The sequence below is a fragment of the Paenibacillus physcomitrellae genome (genome assembly GCF_002240225.1).
Lineage (GTDB): Bacteria > Bacillota > Bacilli > Paenibacillales > Paenibacillaceae > Fontibacillus > Fontibacillus physcomitrellae.
This window is the reverse complement of sequence record NZ_CP022584.1, coordinates 2,924,013-2,939,254: the sequence shown is the minus strand read 5'-3', so window position 1 is coordinate 2,939,254 and position 15,242 is coordinate 2,924,013. Positions and strand designations below refer to the sequence as shown.

The 15,242-nt window shown below is 53.8% G+C and carries 16 protein-coding genes; 9 read left to right on the top strand and 7 right to left on the bottom strand.

The window, feature by feature from the left end; genetic code table 11:
* The first annotated feature begins 10 nt into the window (after positions 1 to 10).
* Together hisJ and CBE73_RS13300 are read left to right on the top strand one after the other, a co-directional pair.
* Entirely contained in the window at positions 11 to 841 is an 831-nt protein-coding gene (gene hisJ / locus CBE73_RS13305; protein WP_094094618.1) for a histidinol-phosphatase HisJ, read from the top strand.
* 65 nt (positions 842 to 906) lie between these two features.
* Positions 907 to 1,872 (top strand): ribose-phosphate diphosphokinase, encoded by a 966-nt coding sequence (locus CBE73_RS13300; protein ID WP_094094617.1) that lies wholly within the window; start codon positions 907 to 909, stop codon positions 1,870 to 1,872.
* A 73-nt stretch (positions 1,873 to 1,945) separates the two neighbouring features.
* Here CBE73_RS13300 and CBE73_RS22165 read toward each other — a convergent pair whose 3' ends face one another.
* On the bottom strand, positions 1,946 to 2,107 hold the full coding sequence (locus CBE73_RS22165; protein WP_174704727.1) for a hypothetical protein: 162 nt from the start codon (positions 2,105 to 2,107) through the stop codon (positions 1,946 to 1,948).
* Between the two features lie 234 nt (positions 2,108 to 2,341).
* Between CBE73_RS22165 and CBE73_RS13295 the strand changes: the two genes are divergently transcribed.
* Entirely contained in the window at positions 2,342 to 4,048 is a 1,707-nt protein-coding gene (locus CBE73_RS13295) for a tetratricopeptide repeat protein (RefSeq protein WP_094096308.1), read from the top strand.
* A 73-nt stretch (positions 4,049 to 4,121) separates the two neighbouring features.
* Entirely contained in the window at positions 4,122 to 5,078 is a 957-nt protein-coding gene (gene trxB / locus CBE73_RS13290) for a thioredoxin-disulfide reductase (protein WP_094094616.1), read from the top strand.
* A 143-nt stretch (positions 5,079 to 5,221) separates the two neighbouring features.
* Here trxB and CBE73_RS13285 read toward each other — a convergent pair whose 3' ends face one another.
* The 6 genes from CBE73_RS13285 to CBE73_RS13260 all read right to left on the bottom strand — a co-directional run bounded on the left by CBE73_RS13285 (position 5,222) and on the right by CBE73_RS13260 (position 10,343).
* Positions 5,222 to 5,971: an ABC transporter permease gene (locus tag CBE73_RS13285; RefSeq protein WP_229752846.1), complete on the bottom strand. Its 750-nt coding sequence runs from the start codon at positions 5,969 to 5,971 to the stop codon at positions 5,222 to 5,224.
* A 1-nt stretch (position 5,972) separates the two neighbouring features.
* Entirely contained in the window at positions 5,973 to 6,689 is a 717-nt protein-coding gene (locus CBE73_RS13280; RefSeq protein ID WP_094094615.1) for an ABC transporter permease, read from the bottom strand.
* The gene (locus tag CBE73_RS13275; protein WP_094094614.1) at positions 6,686 to 7,600 is read right to left on the bottom strand and encodes an ABC transporter ATP-binding protein; all 915 of its coding nucleotides are present in this window, start codon (positions 7,598 to 7,600) and stop codon (positions 6,686 to 6,688) included. Before CBE73_RS13275 ends, CBE73_RS13280 begins: the two co-directional genes overlap by 4 nt.
* 91 nt (positions 7,601 to 7,691) lie before the next feature.
* Positions 7,692 to 9,185: a HAMP domain-containing sensor histidine kinase gene (locus CBE73_RS13270; RefSeq protein WP_229752845.1), complete on the bottom strand. Its 1,494-nt coding sequence runs from the start codon at positions 9,183 to 9,185 to the stop codon at positions 7,692 to 7,694.
* Entirely contained in the window at positions 9,182 to 9,862 is a 681-nt protein-coding gene (locus CBE73_RS13265) for a response regulator transcription factor (protein ID WP_229752843.1), read from the bottom strand. Before CBE73_RS13265 ends, CBE73_RS13270 begins: the two co-directional genes overlap by 4 nt.
* A gap of 46 nt (positions 9,863 to 9,908) precedes the next feature.
* The gene (locus CBE73_RS13260) at positions 9,909 to 10,343 is read right to left on the bottom strand and encodes a DUF2500 domain-containing protein (RefSeq protein WP_094094612.1); all 435 of its coding nucleotides are present in this window, start codon (positions 10,341 to 10,343) and stop codon (positions 9,909 to 9,911) included.
* A 240-nt stretch (positions 10,344 to 10,583) separates the two neighbouring features.
* On the opposite strand from CBE73_RS13260, the gene CBE73_RS13255 reads away from it, so the two are divergent.
* The 5 genes from CBE73_RS13255 to CBE73_RS13235 all read left to right on the top strand — a co-directional run bounded on the left by CBE73_RS13255 (position 10,584) and on the right by CBE73_RS13235 (position 14,823).
* Positions 10,584 to 11,534, top strand: coding sequence for an ROK family glucokinase (locus CBE73_RS13255; protein WP_094094611.1), 951 nt, complete (start codon positions 10,584 to 10,586; stop codon positions 11,532 to 11,534).
* 94 nt (positions 11,535 to 11,628) lie between these two features.
* Positions 11,629 to 12,522, top strand: coding sequence for an RNase adapter RapZ (gene rapZ / locus CBE73_RS13250; RefSeq protein ID WP_094094610.1), 894 nt, complete (start codon positions 11,629 to 11,631; stop codon positions 12,520 to 12,522).
* 58 nt (positions 12,523 to 12,580) lie between these two features.
* Positions 12,581 to 13,528: a gluconeogenesis factor YvcK family protein gene (locus CBE73_RS13245; protein ID WP_094096305.1), complete on the top strand. Its 948-nt coding sequence runs from the start codon at positions 12,581 to 12,583 to the stop codon at positions 13,526 to 13,528.
* A gap of 5 nt (positions 13,529 to 13,533) precedes the next feature.
* Entirely contained in the window at positions 13,534 to 14,463 is a 930-nt protein-coding gene (gene whiA, locus CBE73_RS13240) for a DNA-binding protein WhiA (RefSeq protein WP_094094609.1), read from the top strand.
* 90 nt (positions 14,464 to 14,553) lie between these two features.
* The gene (locus CBE73_RS13235; RefSeq protein ID WP_068698756.1) at positions 14,554 to 14,823 is read left to right on the top strand and encodes an HPr family phosphocarrier protein; all 270 of its coding nucleotides are present in this window, start codon (positions 14,554 to 14,556) and stop codon (positions 14,821 to 14,823) included.
* Positions 14,824 to 15,242: the final 419 nt, after the last annotated feature.

Sequence of the window (15,242 nt, the reverse complement as noted above, 5' to 3'; positions counted from 1 at the left end):
AGTGAACGGGATGCTGATCGATTACCATACGCATCATGAACGCTGTGGCCATGCGGTAGGCCGTCTGGAGGACTACGTAACAAGAGGCATAGAAATCGGCCTCTCCCATATCGGCCTGTCCGATCATATGCCGCTGCTTCATGTGAAGCCCGAGGAATATTATCCGGAAATGGCTATGCCGATGGCCGAGCTTCCGGCTTATGTCGAGGAGTGCTTCCGGCTGAAGGAGAAATACAAAGGACAAATCGAGGTCCGGGTTGGGCTTGAAGCCGACTACATCGAAGGCTGGGAACAAGAGATTCAGGCGATCCTGCAGGCTTATTCCTGGGATTACGTGATCGGTTCCGTGCATTTTCTCGGCACCTGGGACATTTCCGATTTCCGCCAGACCCATAACTGGGAGGGCAAAGATATTTTTGCCGTCTATGAGCAGTATTACGAGGCGGTTGTCAAAGCGGCGGGTACCGGTTTCTATGATATTGCCGGACATCTGGATGTGATCAAGAGATTTGCCTATAAACCAGATCTCTCCCGCCAGCAGGAGGTCGAGGAGCTGGAAAACCGTGCGCTGCGTGCTGTCAAACAAGCCGATATGGTCATGGAGCTCAACGCATCGGGTTTGTCCAAAGCGTGCGAGGAAATGTTCCCGAGCCGCCGGATGCTGGAGGAGGCTTGTCGTCTGGGCATTCCGCTGACGCTTGGTTCCGATGCTCACGATCCGCAGAAACTGTCCGAACATCTGGATCAGGCGCGTGCCCTGCTGCATGAAATCGGATTTCGTGAGCTGGCGGTGTTCGAGGGAAGAACAAGGCGAATGATCCCTTTGGAAATAGAGAGATAACCTTATATAATTAAGCTATAAGAGTTACGGTTATGAATCTAGGATGAAGGAGCTGGAAGGGCGCTATGCAGCAGTCCAAAATGCGCATTTTCTCAGGATCGTCGAATAAAGCGCTTACTACCACGATATGCAAACAGCTCGGCGTAGAACCCGGAAAGATCGAAATCTCACGTTTTAAAAGCGGGGAAATATACGTCCACTATGAGGAAAGTATCCGGAACTGTGATGTGTTTCTGGTGCAGTCGTTGTCGCATCCGATCAATGAGCTGTTTGTAGAGCTGCTTGTCATGATTGATGCGGCCAAACGGGCTTCAGCCCATACGATTACGATTGTGCTGCCTTATTACGGCTATGCCCGGCAGGAGCGGAAATCCGCGCCCCGCGAGCCGATCTCCGCAAAAATGGTTGCCGACGTCCTGACGACCGCAGGCGCGAGCCGGGTGGTCACGCTTGATCTGCATGCACCCGCCATTCAGGGATTCTTTAATATCCCTGTCGATCACTTAACGGCGCTTGATCTGATGACCGAATATCTGCTTTCGAAAAATATCCAGAACCCGGTCATCGTCTCCCCCGACGCGGGACGAGCGTCCATGGCCGAGAAGCTGGCCAGCGGCATGGACTCGCCTTTTGCGATTATGATCAAGAAACGGCCTGCTCATAATCAGTCCATCATTACCCATGTCATTGGTGATGTGGAGGGCCGGACCCCGATCATCATCGAAGATCTGATCGATACCGGCTCCACGATCCTGCACGTGGTGGAAGGGCTGAAGGAGCGGGGAGCTGGGGACGCCATCGTGTGCGCCACGCATGGCTTGTTCTCGGATAAGGGGCTGGAGCGGCTCGACCATCCGAACATCAGCGAGGTCGTGATTACGGACTCGATCGAAATTGCGCCTTATGAGCCTTATGAGTTCGCCTCCTCACGACTGCATGTGCTCAGCGTAGCCCCGCTGTTCTCCCGGGCGATCCGCTACATCATGGAGGGCGGGTCCATCGCGACAATGTTCCGGAACCGCGGCGTTTAATCTGGACGGGATGTGGTATTCCTATTCCATTCAGCAGATTTTTCTGAAAAAGCGTATTTTGGCAACGTTCCTGTTAAGTCTGGGAAAGGCAAGAAGAGCTTTTACTCTTCTTGCCTTTTTCTTTTTTTGTCTTATCCTTTTTGTTTTTTTGGTCTTTTGTCTTTTGTCTACCATCTATCGTCTTTCGTTTTTCGTCTATTTGTCTTTTCCCATTTCTAATTTTGTCTCTTCTCATTTTGCCTATAGGGGTTTCTTCATCTTTGCAGCGGCTTAAAGGATATATAAGGTTTCTCTCAGCCCTTGTGCGGCAAGCGGTGAAGGGCATAGTTCCCGGTAGGAGGTTGCAGGGGCCTTGTGGTATACTGGGAGGAAGAATGAAAGCAATTTTAAGGAGGTGCCTTGATTGACGGAAGAAAGCAGGATCGGCGGCAAGAAGCCCAGAACATCGGGTAAAATTGTGCCGGTTCGAATGGACGCTAACTTTTTCTTCGAGAGAGCAGTTTCAGCGTTGGAACGCTTGCGGTACGACAAGGCATTGAAATATTTTCGCAAAGCTGTGGAATATGAACCGGAAAACCCGGTCAATCATTGCAATATGGCTGGCATTTTGTCAGAGACAGGCGACTATGAGGGTTCGAACGAGGTGCTTTCCCGCGTTTTAACCGAAGTAGACGAAACGATGACGGAATGCTATTTCTACATGGCGAATAATTATGCCAATATGGAACGATTCGAAGAAGCCGAGGACGCGCTCGTGACTTATTTGGAAAAGGATCCGGACGGCCAGTTTCTAGCCGAAGCCGAGGAAATGATGGAGCTGCTGAAGTATGAGCTGAACAGGCCGACAAAGGTGGGCCCGATTCGTTCGCTTCAGGGAACGGCAGAGCATGACCAGGCTCGCAGTATGCTCGAACGCGGCGAATTCAAAGCAGCCGTCAAGCTGCTGGAGAAGCTCCTTGAGGAGCAGCCCGATTTCCTGGCCGCACGGAACAACCTTGCGCTAGGCTATTACTATATGGGGATGTTCAACGAAGCAATGGCCGCGATTGAAGATGTGCTGAGCCGGGACCCCGGCAACCTGCACGGCTTGTGCAACCTGGCGGTCTTCATTCAGCATGATGGAGACCCAGAGACGCTGGAGCGGCTGTCGGAGCAGCTTTCGCGTATTATTCCCTTTCACCAGGAGCATGTATTCAAGCTGGCGACTACTATGGGAATTCTGGGCCATCATGAAGCGGCTTACGGGCATTTCAAACGGCTGCTCAAGGACGAGGAGGTCAATTTCGACCCCTGCCTGTTTCATTATGCGGCGGTAGGCGCTTTCAATATCGGTCGTTACCAAGAAGCAAAGGCGCTGTGGAAGCAGGCCGCCAAGCTGGATCCTGAATCGGAGGTGCCGGGATTTTATTTGGCCCGGCTGGAGGAATACGACCGCGTTGAAGATAGAGATGGTCAGCCCTCCCCGGCTACTGCTGCAAGACCTTCCCAGATCAGTTATCAATACGGGCTGCCGTTTGAAGAGCAGCTGAGGAAGTGGCAGAAATGGGAAGAAGGCATCCCGGATCAGATGAAGCAAGATCCGCTGATCCGCTCGTCGTTCTTCTGGGGACTGCGCCACGGCGATGCCCATACGAAACTTCAGGTGATCGAGGCTTTCAGCCAGATTGCCGACAGTGAAGTTCAGGAAGCGCTCCGCGCTTTCCTGATGGAGCCGGAGGAGGAGAAATACCTCAAGGACATCGCGCTGTTTGCGCTTCGCAGCCTGGGCGTGAATGAGCCGCTGCCGATTGTGCTGGAAGGCAAAACGGAGACGGTGGATCCCGGTTTTGTCTCGGCCAGACTGCCGGTCTGGAAGCCGGAATGGCAGTCAGTGCTGGATGAAGCCAAACGGCGTATGGGCAAACGGTACAATCTGATGCAGCTGCATGACGTGGAAACGCTGTGGGTGGAATTTATCACCCGGTCTTACCCGGATGTGCCTTCCGTTTCCCATCTGGGCGGCTGGGCCGCGGCTTTGGAATATGTAACCGCCAAGCTGCATCGCCGTCATGTGACGTTTGAAGAGGTGGCGAAGCGGTACGGCGTATCCGTATCGACGGCCAGCCGCTGTACGAAAAGGCTTGATGAAGTGTGCGGAATCAAGGAAAAAATGAATGCAATGTTCCCTTCGGGTTAATAAATAGAAGGTACACGTTTTCTAAAGAAGAAAGCGGCAGCCTTTCAATTGAAATGCCGAGGAGGTAATTAAGATGTATAAATCGATTATCATCGGAACAGGACCATCCGGATTAACTGCGGCCATCTATCTGGCCCGTGCCAACTTGAAGCCGCTCGTCATTGAAGGCGTGCAGCCCGGCGGGCAATTAACGACAACTACGGAGGTCGAGAACTTCCCGGGTTTTCCGGAAGGGATTCTCGGTCCCGATCTGATGGACAATATGCGCAAGCAGGCGGAACGTTTCGGAGCAGAGTTCACCAGCGGCTGGGTGGAGGAGGTCGATTTCTCCAAACGTCCTTTTACGTTAAAGGTGGACGGCGGTCAAACCTACCAGGCCGAAACCGTCATCATTTCGACCGGCGCTTCGGCCCGCTATCTCGGTATTCCGGGTGAACAGGAGAACGTCGGACGCGGCGTGAGCACCTGTGCTACCTGCGATGGATTCTTTTTCCGCGGGAAAAAGATTGCCGTCGTCGGCGGCGGCGACTCCGCGATGGAGGAGGCCGGCTTCCTGACCCGCTTTGCTTCGGATGTGACGCTGGTGCACCGCCGCGAGGAGCTGCGGGCGTCGAAGATTATGCAGGACCGCGTGCGGAGCAACGAGAAAGTGAAGTGGGCGCTGAACCGCCTGCCTCTCTCTGTAGCGACGGATGAGAGCGGCGCGGTTAAGGGTTTGATGGTCCGCAACAACGCGACCAATCAGGAAGAGCTGGTCGAAGCGGATGGCGTGTTTATTGCGATCGGACATACGCCGAACACCGCTTTTCTGGGCGGACAAGTGAAGACAGATGCTAACGGCTATATTGTCGTGAAACCGGGTACTACGCAGACCAACGTCCCAGGGGTGTTCGCTTGCGGAGACGTACAGGATACCCGCTACCGCCAAGCGATTACCGCGGCAGGTTCGGGCTGCATGGCGGCCATGGACTGCGAGAAATATCTCGAAGGCGAAATGATCCACGACTGGAGCGTTACGCTGGACAATTGAGATATGTGAGATGTATGTGAAAATAAAAAAGCAATGCCCTAAAGGCATTGCCGGGAAAGCGCCGGAACCTCTGAGGAGGGCCGGAGCTTTTTTTCTATACAAGTAAAGTGGCAAAGGCAGGCCGGTGGGTGGGTAGACCGGAGTTAAATCTCTTTCCGGTTGAAATAGATCAGCCCGCAGACTAAGAATAGAATAAAGCTGCCCAGTATCGTGATCATCAAATTCTCGAACGGCAGACCGAAGGCTCCGAATGTATAGCCCTGCATCCCTTTGGGGATCATGGCCAGAAAAGGCTGGGCCCAAGGATAATAAGGGCCGTAAGTGGCAGAGTTGACGATCAGCAGGTTCGGCACCGTAAAGATGACGTTGATGACGAGCGGAGCGGCAAAGCTGGACCAGCGCAGGGAGAAGAACATCTGCAGCGCGGCCAGCGGGAAGCAGGCGATCCAGCCGCCCAGCATGCTCTGCAGCAGCATGTTCCAGGGAATATCCCCGCTCCCGGACAGGTGCCGGACTTTGCCGACGATCAGAATACCGGCGAGCAGCAGCAGCTGCGTAAGGGCCAGCAGCAGAACCACGATCAGGAACTTCGCCAGATACACCGCGCTGCGGGAGACGGGCAGGGAGAGCAGCGCCTTCCAGCCGCCTTGGGTATGCTCATACCGGCAGATGAACGAAGAGAACAATCCGGTCAGCACGGGCAGGAAGAGCATGGAATGGAACATGGACATGCCGCCGAGCAGGAGCGGCCAATTCCCGAACTCCTCGTTGATCAGCAGGCCGATAAGGACGGCCAGTGCAGGGCTGGCCAGGACCAGCAGCCACAGCAGGGAGCGGGACATTTTGAGCCTTTCGGAAGAGACAAGGTTCAGAAACATTTTCACCTTCTCCATCTCAGTCCACATCCTTCCGTGTAAAATGCAGCAGTCCAAGCAGCGCAATTAGCAGACCCAGCGCCGTCCCCATGCCCAGATAGAGAACATGGTGTTCACCTTGAAGGGCCAGAGAGGGCCAATTCAGCGGGAAATAGTCGCCTAGATTGCCGGTAAATAAGGAGCCGAGTGACATGGCGATGCCCAGGAATACCGGGAGCGCCTGGTTCTTCAGGGTCAGCGACAGCCACAGCTGGAAGGCCAGCAGAGGCAGCGATCCGATCAAAGGCCAGAAGCTGAGCGTCAGCAGATCTTCGTAAGGAAGCTCATGCGGAAATCCGAGCGCCAGTCCGAACACGGCCGCCCCAAGAGTTAACAGCAGGCAGGACACGGCCAGCAGCAGGACGGACAGGACGTATTTGGCGCTGAAGACGGCCGTTCGCGAGATCGGCAGAGCCAGCAGCTGCTTCCAGGAGCTGAGCTGATGCTCGATGCCGGCCAGCAGTGAGCTGACCAGCGTAGCGCCAAGGAACAGAGCGAGCGGAACGAAGGGGAATAGATTGTCCATTACGAGTCCGTCCCACAAACGCCCCTCGTATGACTTCATCATAAAGTCGTAGCGCAGCCCGTAATTCAGCGCCTGCATGGCGATCAGGCCAAGCGGGGCGATGATGATGAGCAGCCATAGGCCTTTGCCGCGGATCTTCAGAAAGTCGGCGGATAAAGCGCGCAGCATCAAAGCGATCCCCCCGTTCCGACAATCTGCATGAAGATATCCTCCAGCGACTGCCGTTTCTCTTCCACCCGGTAAATGTCATGCCGGTTCTCGACCAGACGGCGGATCAGCCAGGCTACCTGCGGGTCGGACAAGCCGGTGAAGCGGATGCTTCCGTCAGTCAGCTCGCCGACCAGCCCTTCATCACGGGCCAGCCAAAGGGCCGTTTCCGCTTCCGACACCCGGAGCGAGATCGATCCGGCGGACTGCTGCTTCAAATGCTGGATGCTGTCCTGGAATACCATCCGGCCCTGCGCAATGATGCCGACCGAACCGGCCATCTGCTCCACTTCGCTGAGCAGGTGGCTGGAGACGAGCACGGTGATGCCGTGCTCCTGTGGCATCCGCTTGATCAGCTCACGGATCTCCTGAATGCCGGACGGGTCCAGCCCGTTCGTCGGCTCGTCCAGAATGAGCAGCTCGGGCGATCCGAGCAGGGCGGCGGCAATGCCAAGCCGCTGCTTCATGCCGAGCGAATAGCCTTTCACCGCACGTTTCGCTTCTTTGGTCAGGGAAACGATGTCCAGCACCTCGGCGATGCGCGATTTCGGCACTTCAAGAATCCGCCGGATGGCCTCCAGGTTCTCTATCGCGTTCAAATGGCCGTAATAGGAAGGGGATTCGACCAGGGAACCGACCTTTTTCAGAATGGACAGCCGCTCCTTGCGCAGGTCTTTGCCGAAGATCTTAACGCTGCCGCTGGTCGGCCGAATCAAGCCAAGCAGCATGCGGATGGTAGTGGTTTTCCCCGCACCGTTCGGGCCCAGGAACCCGTAGATTTCCCCTTTAGGTATACTTAAGTTCAGCGAGTCAACTGCGGCTCTGCCTTTATATGTTTTGGTCAGGCCGCGTGTTTGGATCACAAAATCGTTCATGTTCTTCACCTCGATTACCAGCTTACCGGGTCAAGGTTAAATCAAGGGGGAGGCCAAGTTTAAATTTTGTTTAAAAAAAAGACCTGGACAGCTAATTCAGCCGTCCAGGCATCGGATAGATCCATGTGGTTGTTCCTTCGTGGCTGCTTTCGGTCTCACGGACGAGCCCCATCTCCTTCAGCAGCAAGTCTACAATAGCGAGTCCCAAACCAGCGCCTTTATTTGCGCTGTCTGCCTCCATGCCCGGTCCGTGATCCCGGATGGCTAAAGCGGCCTGTCCACGGCGCTGGCCGGCAAACAGTCCGATGTACCGCCCGGAAGCCGCATGGCGCAAGATATTCTGGAACAGATTATCCAGCACCCTGCGGAACGCCTGGCTGTCGACCGGCCAGTTCAGCGGCTGGCCGCCAAGCTCGATTTCCGGCTCGATCTGCCGTTTCTCCCACAGCGGATACCAGGCCGCGGCGCTTTCCCGGACGAGCCGCAGCACATCCTGGGCGTGCGGCTCCAGCTTGTATTTACCGCTGATCAGCAGGTTATAAGACAAGAGGTGGTCGATCAGGCCGCTCAAGTCGTCCATTTTCGTTTCCATCAAGGCAACGGAGCTGCGGCCTTTCTCCGTCAGCGGTTCGTCCTTCAAGGAATAAAGATGGCTGTTAATGACGGTCAGAGGTGTGCGCAGATCGTGGGACAGATTGCTGATTAGCGACTTGCGCAGCGCCTCCTCCTCCTGCTCTCTGCGGCGGCTCAGCCGGAGCTCGGCAATCATCCCGTTAAACGCCTGCTCCAGCATGCCGATTTCATCAGGCCGTCCGGGTGTGATCGGCTGCGGGATGCCGCCGGCCGGCGGGTTGTCCATTGCGGCGGACAGCCGCAGCAGCCTGCGTTTGATGTTTCTGATAAACCAATAGGACATGCCTACAAACAGGAGGATCAGCATCGCCAGCAGAAGGCCATAGAACCGCCAGTCCGCGCCGCGGTCCGGGGCGGAATTCAGCAGCGACCTTGGCAGCTCAAAGGAGATAAAACCTTTTCCCGTGTCTGCGTTATCTCCGATAAACGCAACAATCGTAAACGGCCCGCCGCTTTGCCGTTCCTTCATATAATCGACGAGCTGCTCCGTGGACCAGACATCCGGAAGGCCGCTTTGCTCCGGCAGCTGAAGGGTTGTCCTTCCTTCGTGATCCACCCGGAACATCGAGGCCGCCGGGTATTTCTGCTTGAGAACCTGCAGCCTCTGGTTAATCTGTTCCTCCGTTGCCGACTTGAGCTGCAGCGCCTCTTTATGCCACATTTCGGTCAAGGTCTGGCTGCTGCGGTACAGCTTTGCTTCCGGACTAATCGCGGGCTCCGGGAAAATCATCCGGCTGACCAGCCAGGAGCCGAGGAAGCTGGCGGGCAGAAAGATGGGAACGAAAGCCACGGCCACAAGCAGGATCAGCACGTACCGTGACAGCAGCGATTGCCTGAACCGGATCACCCGGACCGGCTTCAGGTCTTTTCCATGGATGCTATTTCGTTGGATGTTATTTCGTTTGATGCCCTTTCCTCTGATGCCGCCTCGCTTCATCGTGTTCCGTCTCATGCCTTAATCCTGTACCCGACGCCGCGGATCGTTTCGATGACTTCGGGGGCGGCAGGGTCCTTTTCAATCTTCTCCCGTAAATACCGGATGTGCACCATCAGTGTTTTGTCGCCTTCGAGGTAAGGCTCCTCCCAAACGGCTTCATAAATTTGTTCTTTAGTCATGATCTGTCCCAGGTGCCGGATCAGGTAATGGAAGATTTGAAACTGCTTGCCGGTCAGCAGAATTTCTTCCCCGCTGTCCTTGAGCGTCACCCGGTTCTCCTGAGGATATACAAGCAGATGCTTCAGACTGATAGGCTGGCTGTCATGTGCGCCGAAACGCCGCAGAAGCACGTCCACCCTGGCTGCCAGCTCTTCCGGATGAAACGGCTTGGTCAAATAATCATCCGCGAACTGCAGTCCCTGAAGTTTGTCATCAATGGAGGAACGCGCGGACAGCATCAGAATCGGAGTGCCGGGGTATTCCCGTTTCAGGCGCTGTCCAACCGTAAAGCCATCGAGGCCCGGCAGCATGACGTCCAGAATAACCAGCTGGCAGGCGGCGGCTTCCTTAAGCGCCTGCTCCCCATTTTTCAGCCATATAATTTCGTACCCCCGGCTTTCAAGATCCGTACTGACCCAGCCGCCGATCTCCGGATCGTCTTCGATGTAAAGCAGTTTAAGCGCCGTGTTCAAGTCTAAGCCCGTCCTTTCCGAACATAATCCCTTCTTTGGCATTATATCACGAGTAATAAGAAGGGGCCGCCGTCCGCTCGAACGCCACAATCCAGTCGCCTTGAACAGCCGCAAAGCCGGTATCGTCTTCGGCTACCAGGCCGTAGAGTCCTTTGACGTCCAGAAACTCCTTACGTTCTCCATCCTCAAACTCCAGCGTAATATAGTAGTAGGTATGAGAATGCGAGGGCGTGCTTGTGAAGTGTTCGTCGGTGAACGATGGGGTACCGCTGTGATGCTCCACCCGCGTGCGCTTCGCAACGACTTTGACAAAGGCGGATTGCCGGGGGGAGGCGGCATTTTTGGCATAGCGGGCCCCTCTGAACAGAAGGCTGCCGACGATCAGCAGGAACACGAGGACAAACAGATAAGGAAAGACAGAGAACAGGAAATCAAAGCCGGACGTATCCGGGCTAAAGCCCGACGGAGAGTTAGGGAACATGAATGGGAATTCCTCCAAATTATGTATTTTACTCATTATACGAGACGTGCACCAAAATTGTTACGAAAAAATGAAATTTTACCGGTTTATCCGGGGTCCCTCTGTGTGGTAATCAAGGTTTTGAAAGCCTGATTCGGCAAGGTTTCTGCCATTTTGATTCTCTTGACCACAGGGGGAGGTTCGCTTATAGTGGGTAGTTAGGAGCAACTATTTTATTTTAGAAAAAAGGTGGCTTAATACATGTCTGAACAAATCTACATTGGTGTCGATCTGGGCGGCACGGCTGTTAAGGTCGGAATCTGTAATGCAGAAGGCAAACTTTTGCAGACCTATGAAGGACCTACTGAAGTTGCCAAAGGAACCGATACCGTGCTTGCCAATATCGAGAAGTATGTCCGCCAGATTGTAGAGGACTCACCATACAGCTGGGACCAGCTTGCAGGAGTGGGCGCCGGCGTCGCTGGATTTACGGATCTTAAAGAAGGCGTTGTGATCCTGGCTCCCAATGTAGGTTTTCGGGACGTTCCGGTCCGCGCGATTCTTGAAGAGCGGCTCGGCAAGCCAATCAAAATAGATAACGACGCTAATGTGGCGGCCCTCGGCGAAGCTTGGGGCGGCGCAGGCAAAGGCGTAGACGATTGCGTATGCTATACGCTGGGAACAGGCGTAGGCGGCGGCATCATTGTCCGTGGTAAAATCTATCAAGGTTTCTCCGGTCTGGCCGGAGAGCTTGGTCATATGTCTGTAGTACCTGATCTGGAAGCCATTCAATGCGGATGCGGGAAAATGGGCTGCCTGGAGACCGTCTCCTCGGCCACAGGCATCATTCGCATGGCAAAGGACGCCGTTGAACGCGGCGACCGTACGTCTTTGGCGCAAGTGGAGAACATCATGGCGAAAGATGTGTTCGATGCCGCCAAGAATGGCGATGAAGTCGCTGAGCGCATCGTCAACCGCGCCGCTTTCTATCTGGGCAAATCCATGGCGGCTGTAGCTGCCGTGCTGAATCCGCAGCGTTTCATCATCGGCGGCGGCGTATCTAAAGCCGGAGATATTTTGTTTGATGAAATCCGCAGCGTATATGCGAAATTTGCCCCTGAACCGCTGCAGCGGGGCGTGGAAATTGTGCCGGCTACACTGGGCAACGATGCGGGTATTGTAGGAGCGGCAGGTCTGTTCCTTCGTTCTTAATTTCTTAAGCTTACTGCGTTCCAGACTGTTTCAGCCGTTCTTATTTTATTCTTTTGTTATAGAGAGAGTCAGACTATAGAGGGAGGGAATTCTGATGCCGGATCAGGAACATACTTCTTTAGCCAATTTGATTATTATTACCGGGATGTCGGGAGCGGGGAAGTCAGTTGCCGTTAAGAGCCTGGAGGATCTGGGTTTTTTCTGCGTGGACAACCTGCCTCCTGTGCTGATTCCGAAATTCGCGGAGCTGATTGAACAGTCCAACGGTAAAATAGCCAAGGTGGCCCTCGTCATTGATCTTCGGGGCCGTGAATTCTTTACGGCGCTGTCGGAGTCGCTTAATTTTATTAAAGATCATTTCACAATCCATTCGGAGATTCTGTTTCTGGATGCGACCGATTCCGTGCTGGTTCAGCGGTACAAGGAAAGCCGCCGCCGTCATCCGCTTGCCCCGCAGGGCATGCCGCTTGACGGCATCCGGCTGGAGCGCAAGATGCTGGACGAGCTGAAGCTTTCCGCGACCCAGGTGCTGGATACTTCCAACATGAAGCCTGCACAGCTGCGCGAGAAGATTATTTCCCGGTTCTCTCATTTGGAGAGCAGCAATCTTTCGGTTAATATTACTTCCTTTGGCTTCAAATACGGGATTCCGATTGATGCAGACCTGGTGTTTGACGTAAGATTTCTGCCCAACCCTCACTATATCGAGCAGCTTCGTCCACACACGGGACAAGACAACGATGTATATGAATATGTTATGAAGTGGCCGGAGACGCAATCGTTTCTGACCAAGCTGATGGATATGCTGCATTTTCTGATTCCTCAGTATCATAAAGAAGGAAAAAGCCAGGTCATTATTGGCATTGGCTGTACGGGCGGCAAACACCGCTCGGTGGCTATTGCCGAATATCTGGGACGGATGCTGGGTACGAGTGAAACGGAGACGGTGCGTGTCAGTCACCGTGATTCGGACCGGGACCGTTCCTAAGAGGTGAACAACATTGAGTAAACAGCCTTCCGAAGGAAGAAAGCCGCGCATCGTTGTGATGGGCGGCGGAACAGGATTGTCCGTCATGCTGCGGGGGCTGAAGCAGAAGCCGCTCGACATTACGGCCATCGTAACCGTAGCCGATGACGGCGGCAGTTCTGGTATTCTGAGAAATGAACTGCAGATGCCGCCGCCGGGCGACATCCGCAACGTGTTAACGGCGCTTGCCGATGTCGAGCCGCTGATGTCCGATATGCTCAGCTACCGCTTTCCAGCAGGCTCGGGAGGGCTGGCCGGGCACAGCCTCGGCAATCTGATTTTGGCGGCCATCACCGATATTTCCGGTGATTTCGTAACGGCTGTGCGCGAGCTTAGCCGTGTCTTTGCCGTCAGCGGGCGCGTATTGCCTGCCGCGGATCAGGCTGTTATCCTCCATGCGGAGATGGAGGACGGAAGTATCGTAACCGGCGAGTCCAAGATTCCGGAGGCGCAGGGGAGGATCAAACGTCTTTTCCTCGAACCGGAACAGGTGGAGCCGTTGCCTGAGGCTGTCCAGGCGATCAAGGAAGCGGACGCGATCCTGATTGGTCCCGGAAGCTTGTATACGAGCATTTTGCCGAACCTGCTTGTCCCTAAGCTGGCTGAAGCGGTGCTGAATAATACGAAGGCGATTAAAATTTTTGTCTGCAACGTCATGACCCAGCCTGGAGAAACCGACGGGTATACGGTCAGTGACCATTTGCAGGCCGTTTATGATCATGTAGGCCATCATTTGATCGATTATGTCATTGTGAACGATGGAGAGATCCCGCTGCATGTACAGGATGTCTACGCCGAGAAAGGCGCCAAACCCGTTCAACTCGACTATGATGTGCTGACCAGCAGAGGTTATAAGGTGATTGCCGATACGCTTGTGCTGTTCCGCCGTTATTTGCGTCACGATGCGGATAAATTAAGCGAGCATATTTGGTCCCTGGTCCAAAACTGGATGTTAAGAAAGAGGTGAGTCCCTTGTCCTTTGCGGCACAAACCAAAAAAGAATTGACCATGGTCGAGGCGGAGCCCTGCTGCGAACAGGCTGAGCTGTCAGCCCTGATTCGGATGAATGGCGCGGTTTCGGTTTCGAACAAGAAGGTCATTTTGGATATATCTACGGAAAATGCCGCGATCGCGAGGCGGATTTACTCTTTGATCAAGAAGCATTTTGATGTGCACACAGAGCTGCTGGTTCGCAAGAAGATGCGGCTGAAGAAAAATAATGTATACATTGTCCGTATTCCGGCCCGGGTTCAGGAAATACTTAAAGAGCTGAGGATCGTTTCGGAAGGATTCATGTTCATGGACGAAATTCATCCGGATCTGATCCAGGATGACTGCTGTAAGGGGGCCTACTTGCGTGGCGCTTTCCTTGCGGGAGGGTCCGTCAACAATCCGGAGGGCTCCTCGTACCATCTGGAGATTGCCTCCATGTATGAAGAGCACTGTCAGGCGCTGGTTAACCTTGCGGCTGAGTTCCATCTGAACGCCCGGTGCATCGAGAGGAAGAAGGGCTTTATTTTCTACATCAAGGAAGGCGAAAGGATCATTGAGTTTCTAAGCCTGATCGGGGCACATCAAGCCTTGTTCAAGTTCGAGGACGTCCGAATTATGCGGGATATGCGCAACTCCGTCAACCGGATCGTCAATTGCGAAACGGCCAATCTCAACAAAACGATTGGAGCGGCCGTGCGGCAAATTGAAAATATTAAACTGCTGCAGCGCGAAATCGGTCTCGATAATCTTCCGGATAAGCTGCGGGAGGTCGCTGAGGTAAGACTGGCTTATCCCGATATGAACCTGAAAGAAGTAGGCGAACTTCTAAAGGGCGGAGTCAGCAAATCCGGTGTGAATCACCGTTTGCGGAAGATTGACGAGATGGCCGATAAAATTCGCCAAGGCTAAAGGCTGGTTTGCAGCAAGTTTTGTATGGTATACTATTTTTATTAAAATGACCATACTATGCGGAATGATTTGAAGAGGGGGTAAGTTTCCATGATCAAACAACCGGTAACTGTTCGATTGAAGACAGGGCTTCACGCCCGACCGGCTGCGCTTTTCGTACAGGAAGCGAATAAATATTCGTCTGAAATCTTCGTGGAGAAAGACGACAAGAAAGTAAACGCCAAGAGTATCATGGGGATCATGAGCCTTGCGATCAGTACAGGTACTGAAATTTACATTAGTGCTGAAGGCGCGGATGCGGAACAGGCTGCAAACGCTTTAGTGACTCTTGTTAGCAAGGAAGAGCTGGAGAACCAATAACCAATAAGCGGCTGTAACTGTCGAGTAATCTCTTGACGGGTATAGCTCTTGCTCGGTTATATTTCTCTTGAATAAAACGGAAGAAGACGGCCTCGCCTTGTGCGTGCGCTGTCTTTTTTAATAATAAAGCCAGGAAGCTATTAATCTAGCAAAAAATGGTTGTAATTCCTTATGTAAGCGCTTTATAATGAAGAGGGGTAAATGGGTTGTTTTTCCAAATTAGAGAAATAGCCCATGACCCAGGAGGGGCTTGATCACCAAAGCATAGGTTAGCCCTTCCGGATCAGATCGGCTCCTAAACAGGCGTCTTCTGATTAAAATTCTCACTAAAGCGAGGTGGTTGCTCGGCCCGGGGCCGGATGTTGTTCGGAGGTTTCCTGACTGCCTGAAGGCGGGACAGGGTGAGAATCTTAAAATCG

What these genes read in the sequence shown, in the direction of transcription:
- CBE73_RS13295 (WP_094096308.1), top strand. Translation starts at nt 2,342, where the DNA reads ATGGACGCTAACTTTTTCTTCGAGAGAGCAGTTTCAGCGTTGGAACGC.
- CBE73_RS13285 (WP_229752846.1), bottom strand. Translation starts at nt 5,971, where the DNA reads ATGGAGAAGGTGAAAATGTTTCTGAACCTTGTCTCTTCCGAAAGGCTC.
- hisJ (WP_094094618.1), top strand. Translation starts at nt 11, where the DNA reads ATGCTGATCGATTACCATACGCATCATGAACGCTGTGGCCATGCGGTA.
- CBE73_RS13275 (WP_094094614.1), bottom strand. Translation starts at nt 7,600, where the DNA reads ATGAACGATTTTGTGATCCAAACACGCGGCCTGACCAAAACATATAAA.
- rapZ (WP_094094610.1), top strand. Translation starts at nt 11,629, where the DNA reads ATGCCGGATCAGGAACATACTTCTTTAGCCAATTTGATTATTATTACC.
- CBE73_RS13255 (WP_094094611.1), top strand. Translation starts at nt 10,584, where the DNA reads ATGTCTGAACAAATCTACATTGGTGTCGATCTGGGCGGCACGGCTGTT.
- CBE73_RS13235 (WP_068698756.1), top strand. Translation starts at nt 14,554, where the DNA reads ATGATCAAACAACCGGTAACTGTTCGATTGAAGACAGGGCTTCACGCC.
- trxB (WP_094094616.1), top strand. Translation starts at nt 4,122, where the DNA reads ATGTATAAATCGATTATCATCGGAACAGGACCATCCGGATTAACTGCG.
- CBE73_RS13260 (WP_094094612.1), bottom strand. Translation starts at nt 10,343, where the DNA reads ATGTTCCCTAACTCTCCGTCGGGCTTTAGCCCGGATACGTCCGGCTTT.
- CBE73_RS13300 (WP_094094617.1), top strand. Translation starts at nt 907, where the DNA reads ATGCAGCAGTCCAAAATGCGCATTTTCTCAGGATCGTCGAATAAAGCG.
- CBE73_RS22165 (WP_174704727.1), bottom strand. Translation starts at nt 2,107, where the DNA reads ATGAGAAGAGACAAAATTAGAAATGGGAAAAGACAAATAGACGAAAAA.
- CBE73_RS13245 (WP_094096305.1), top strand. Translation starts at nt 12,581, where the DNA reads ATGGGCGGCGGAACAGGATTGTCCGTCATGCTGCGGGGGCTGAAGCAG.
- CBE73_RS13270 (WP_229752845.1), bottom strand. Translation starts at nt 9,185, where the DNA reads ATGAGACGGAACACGATGAAGCGAGGCGGCATCAGAGGAAAGGGCATC.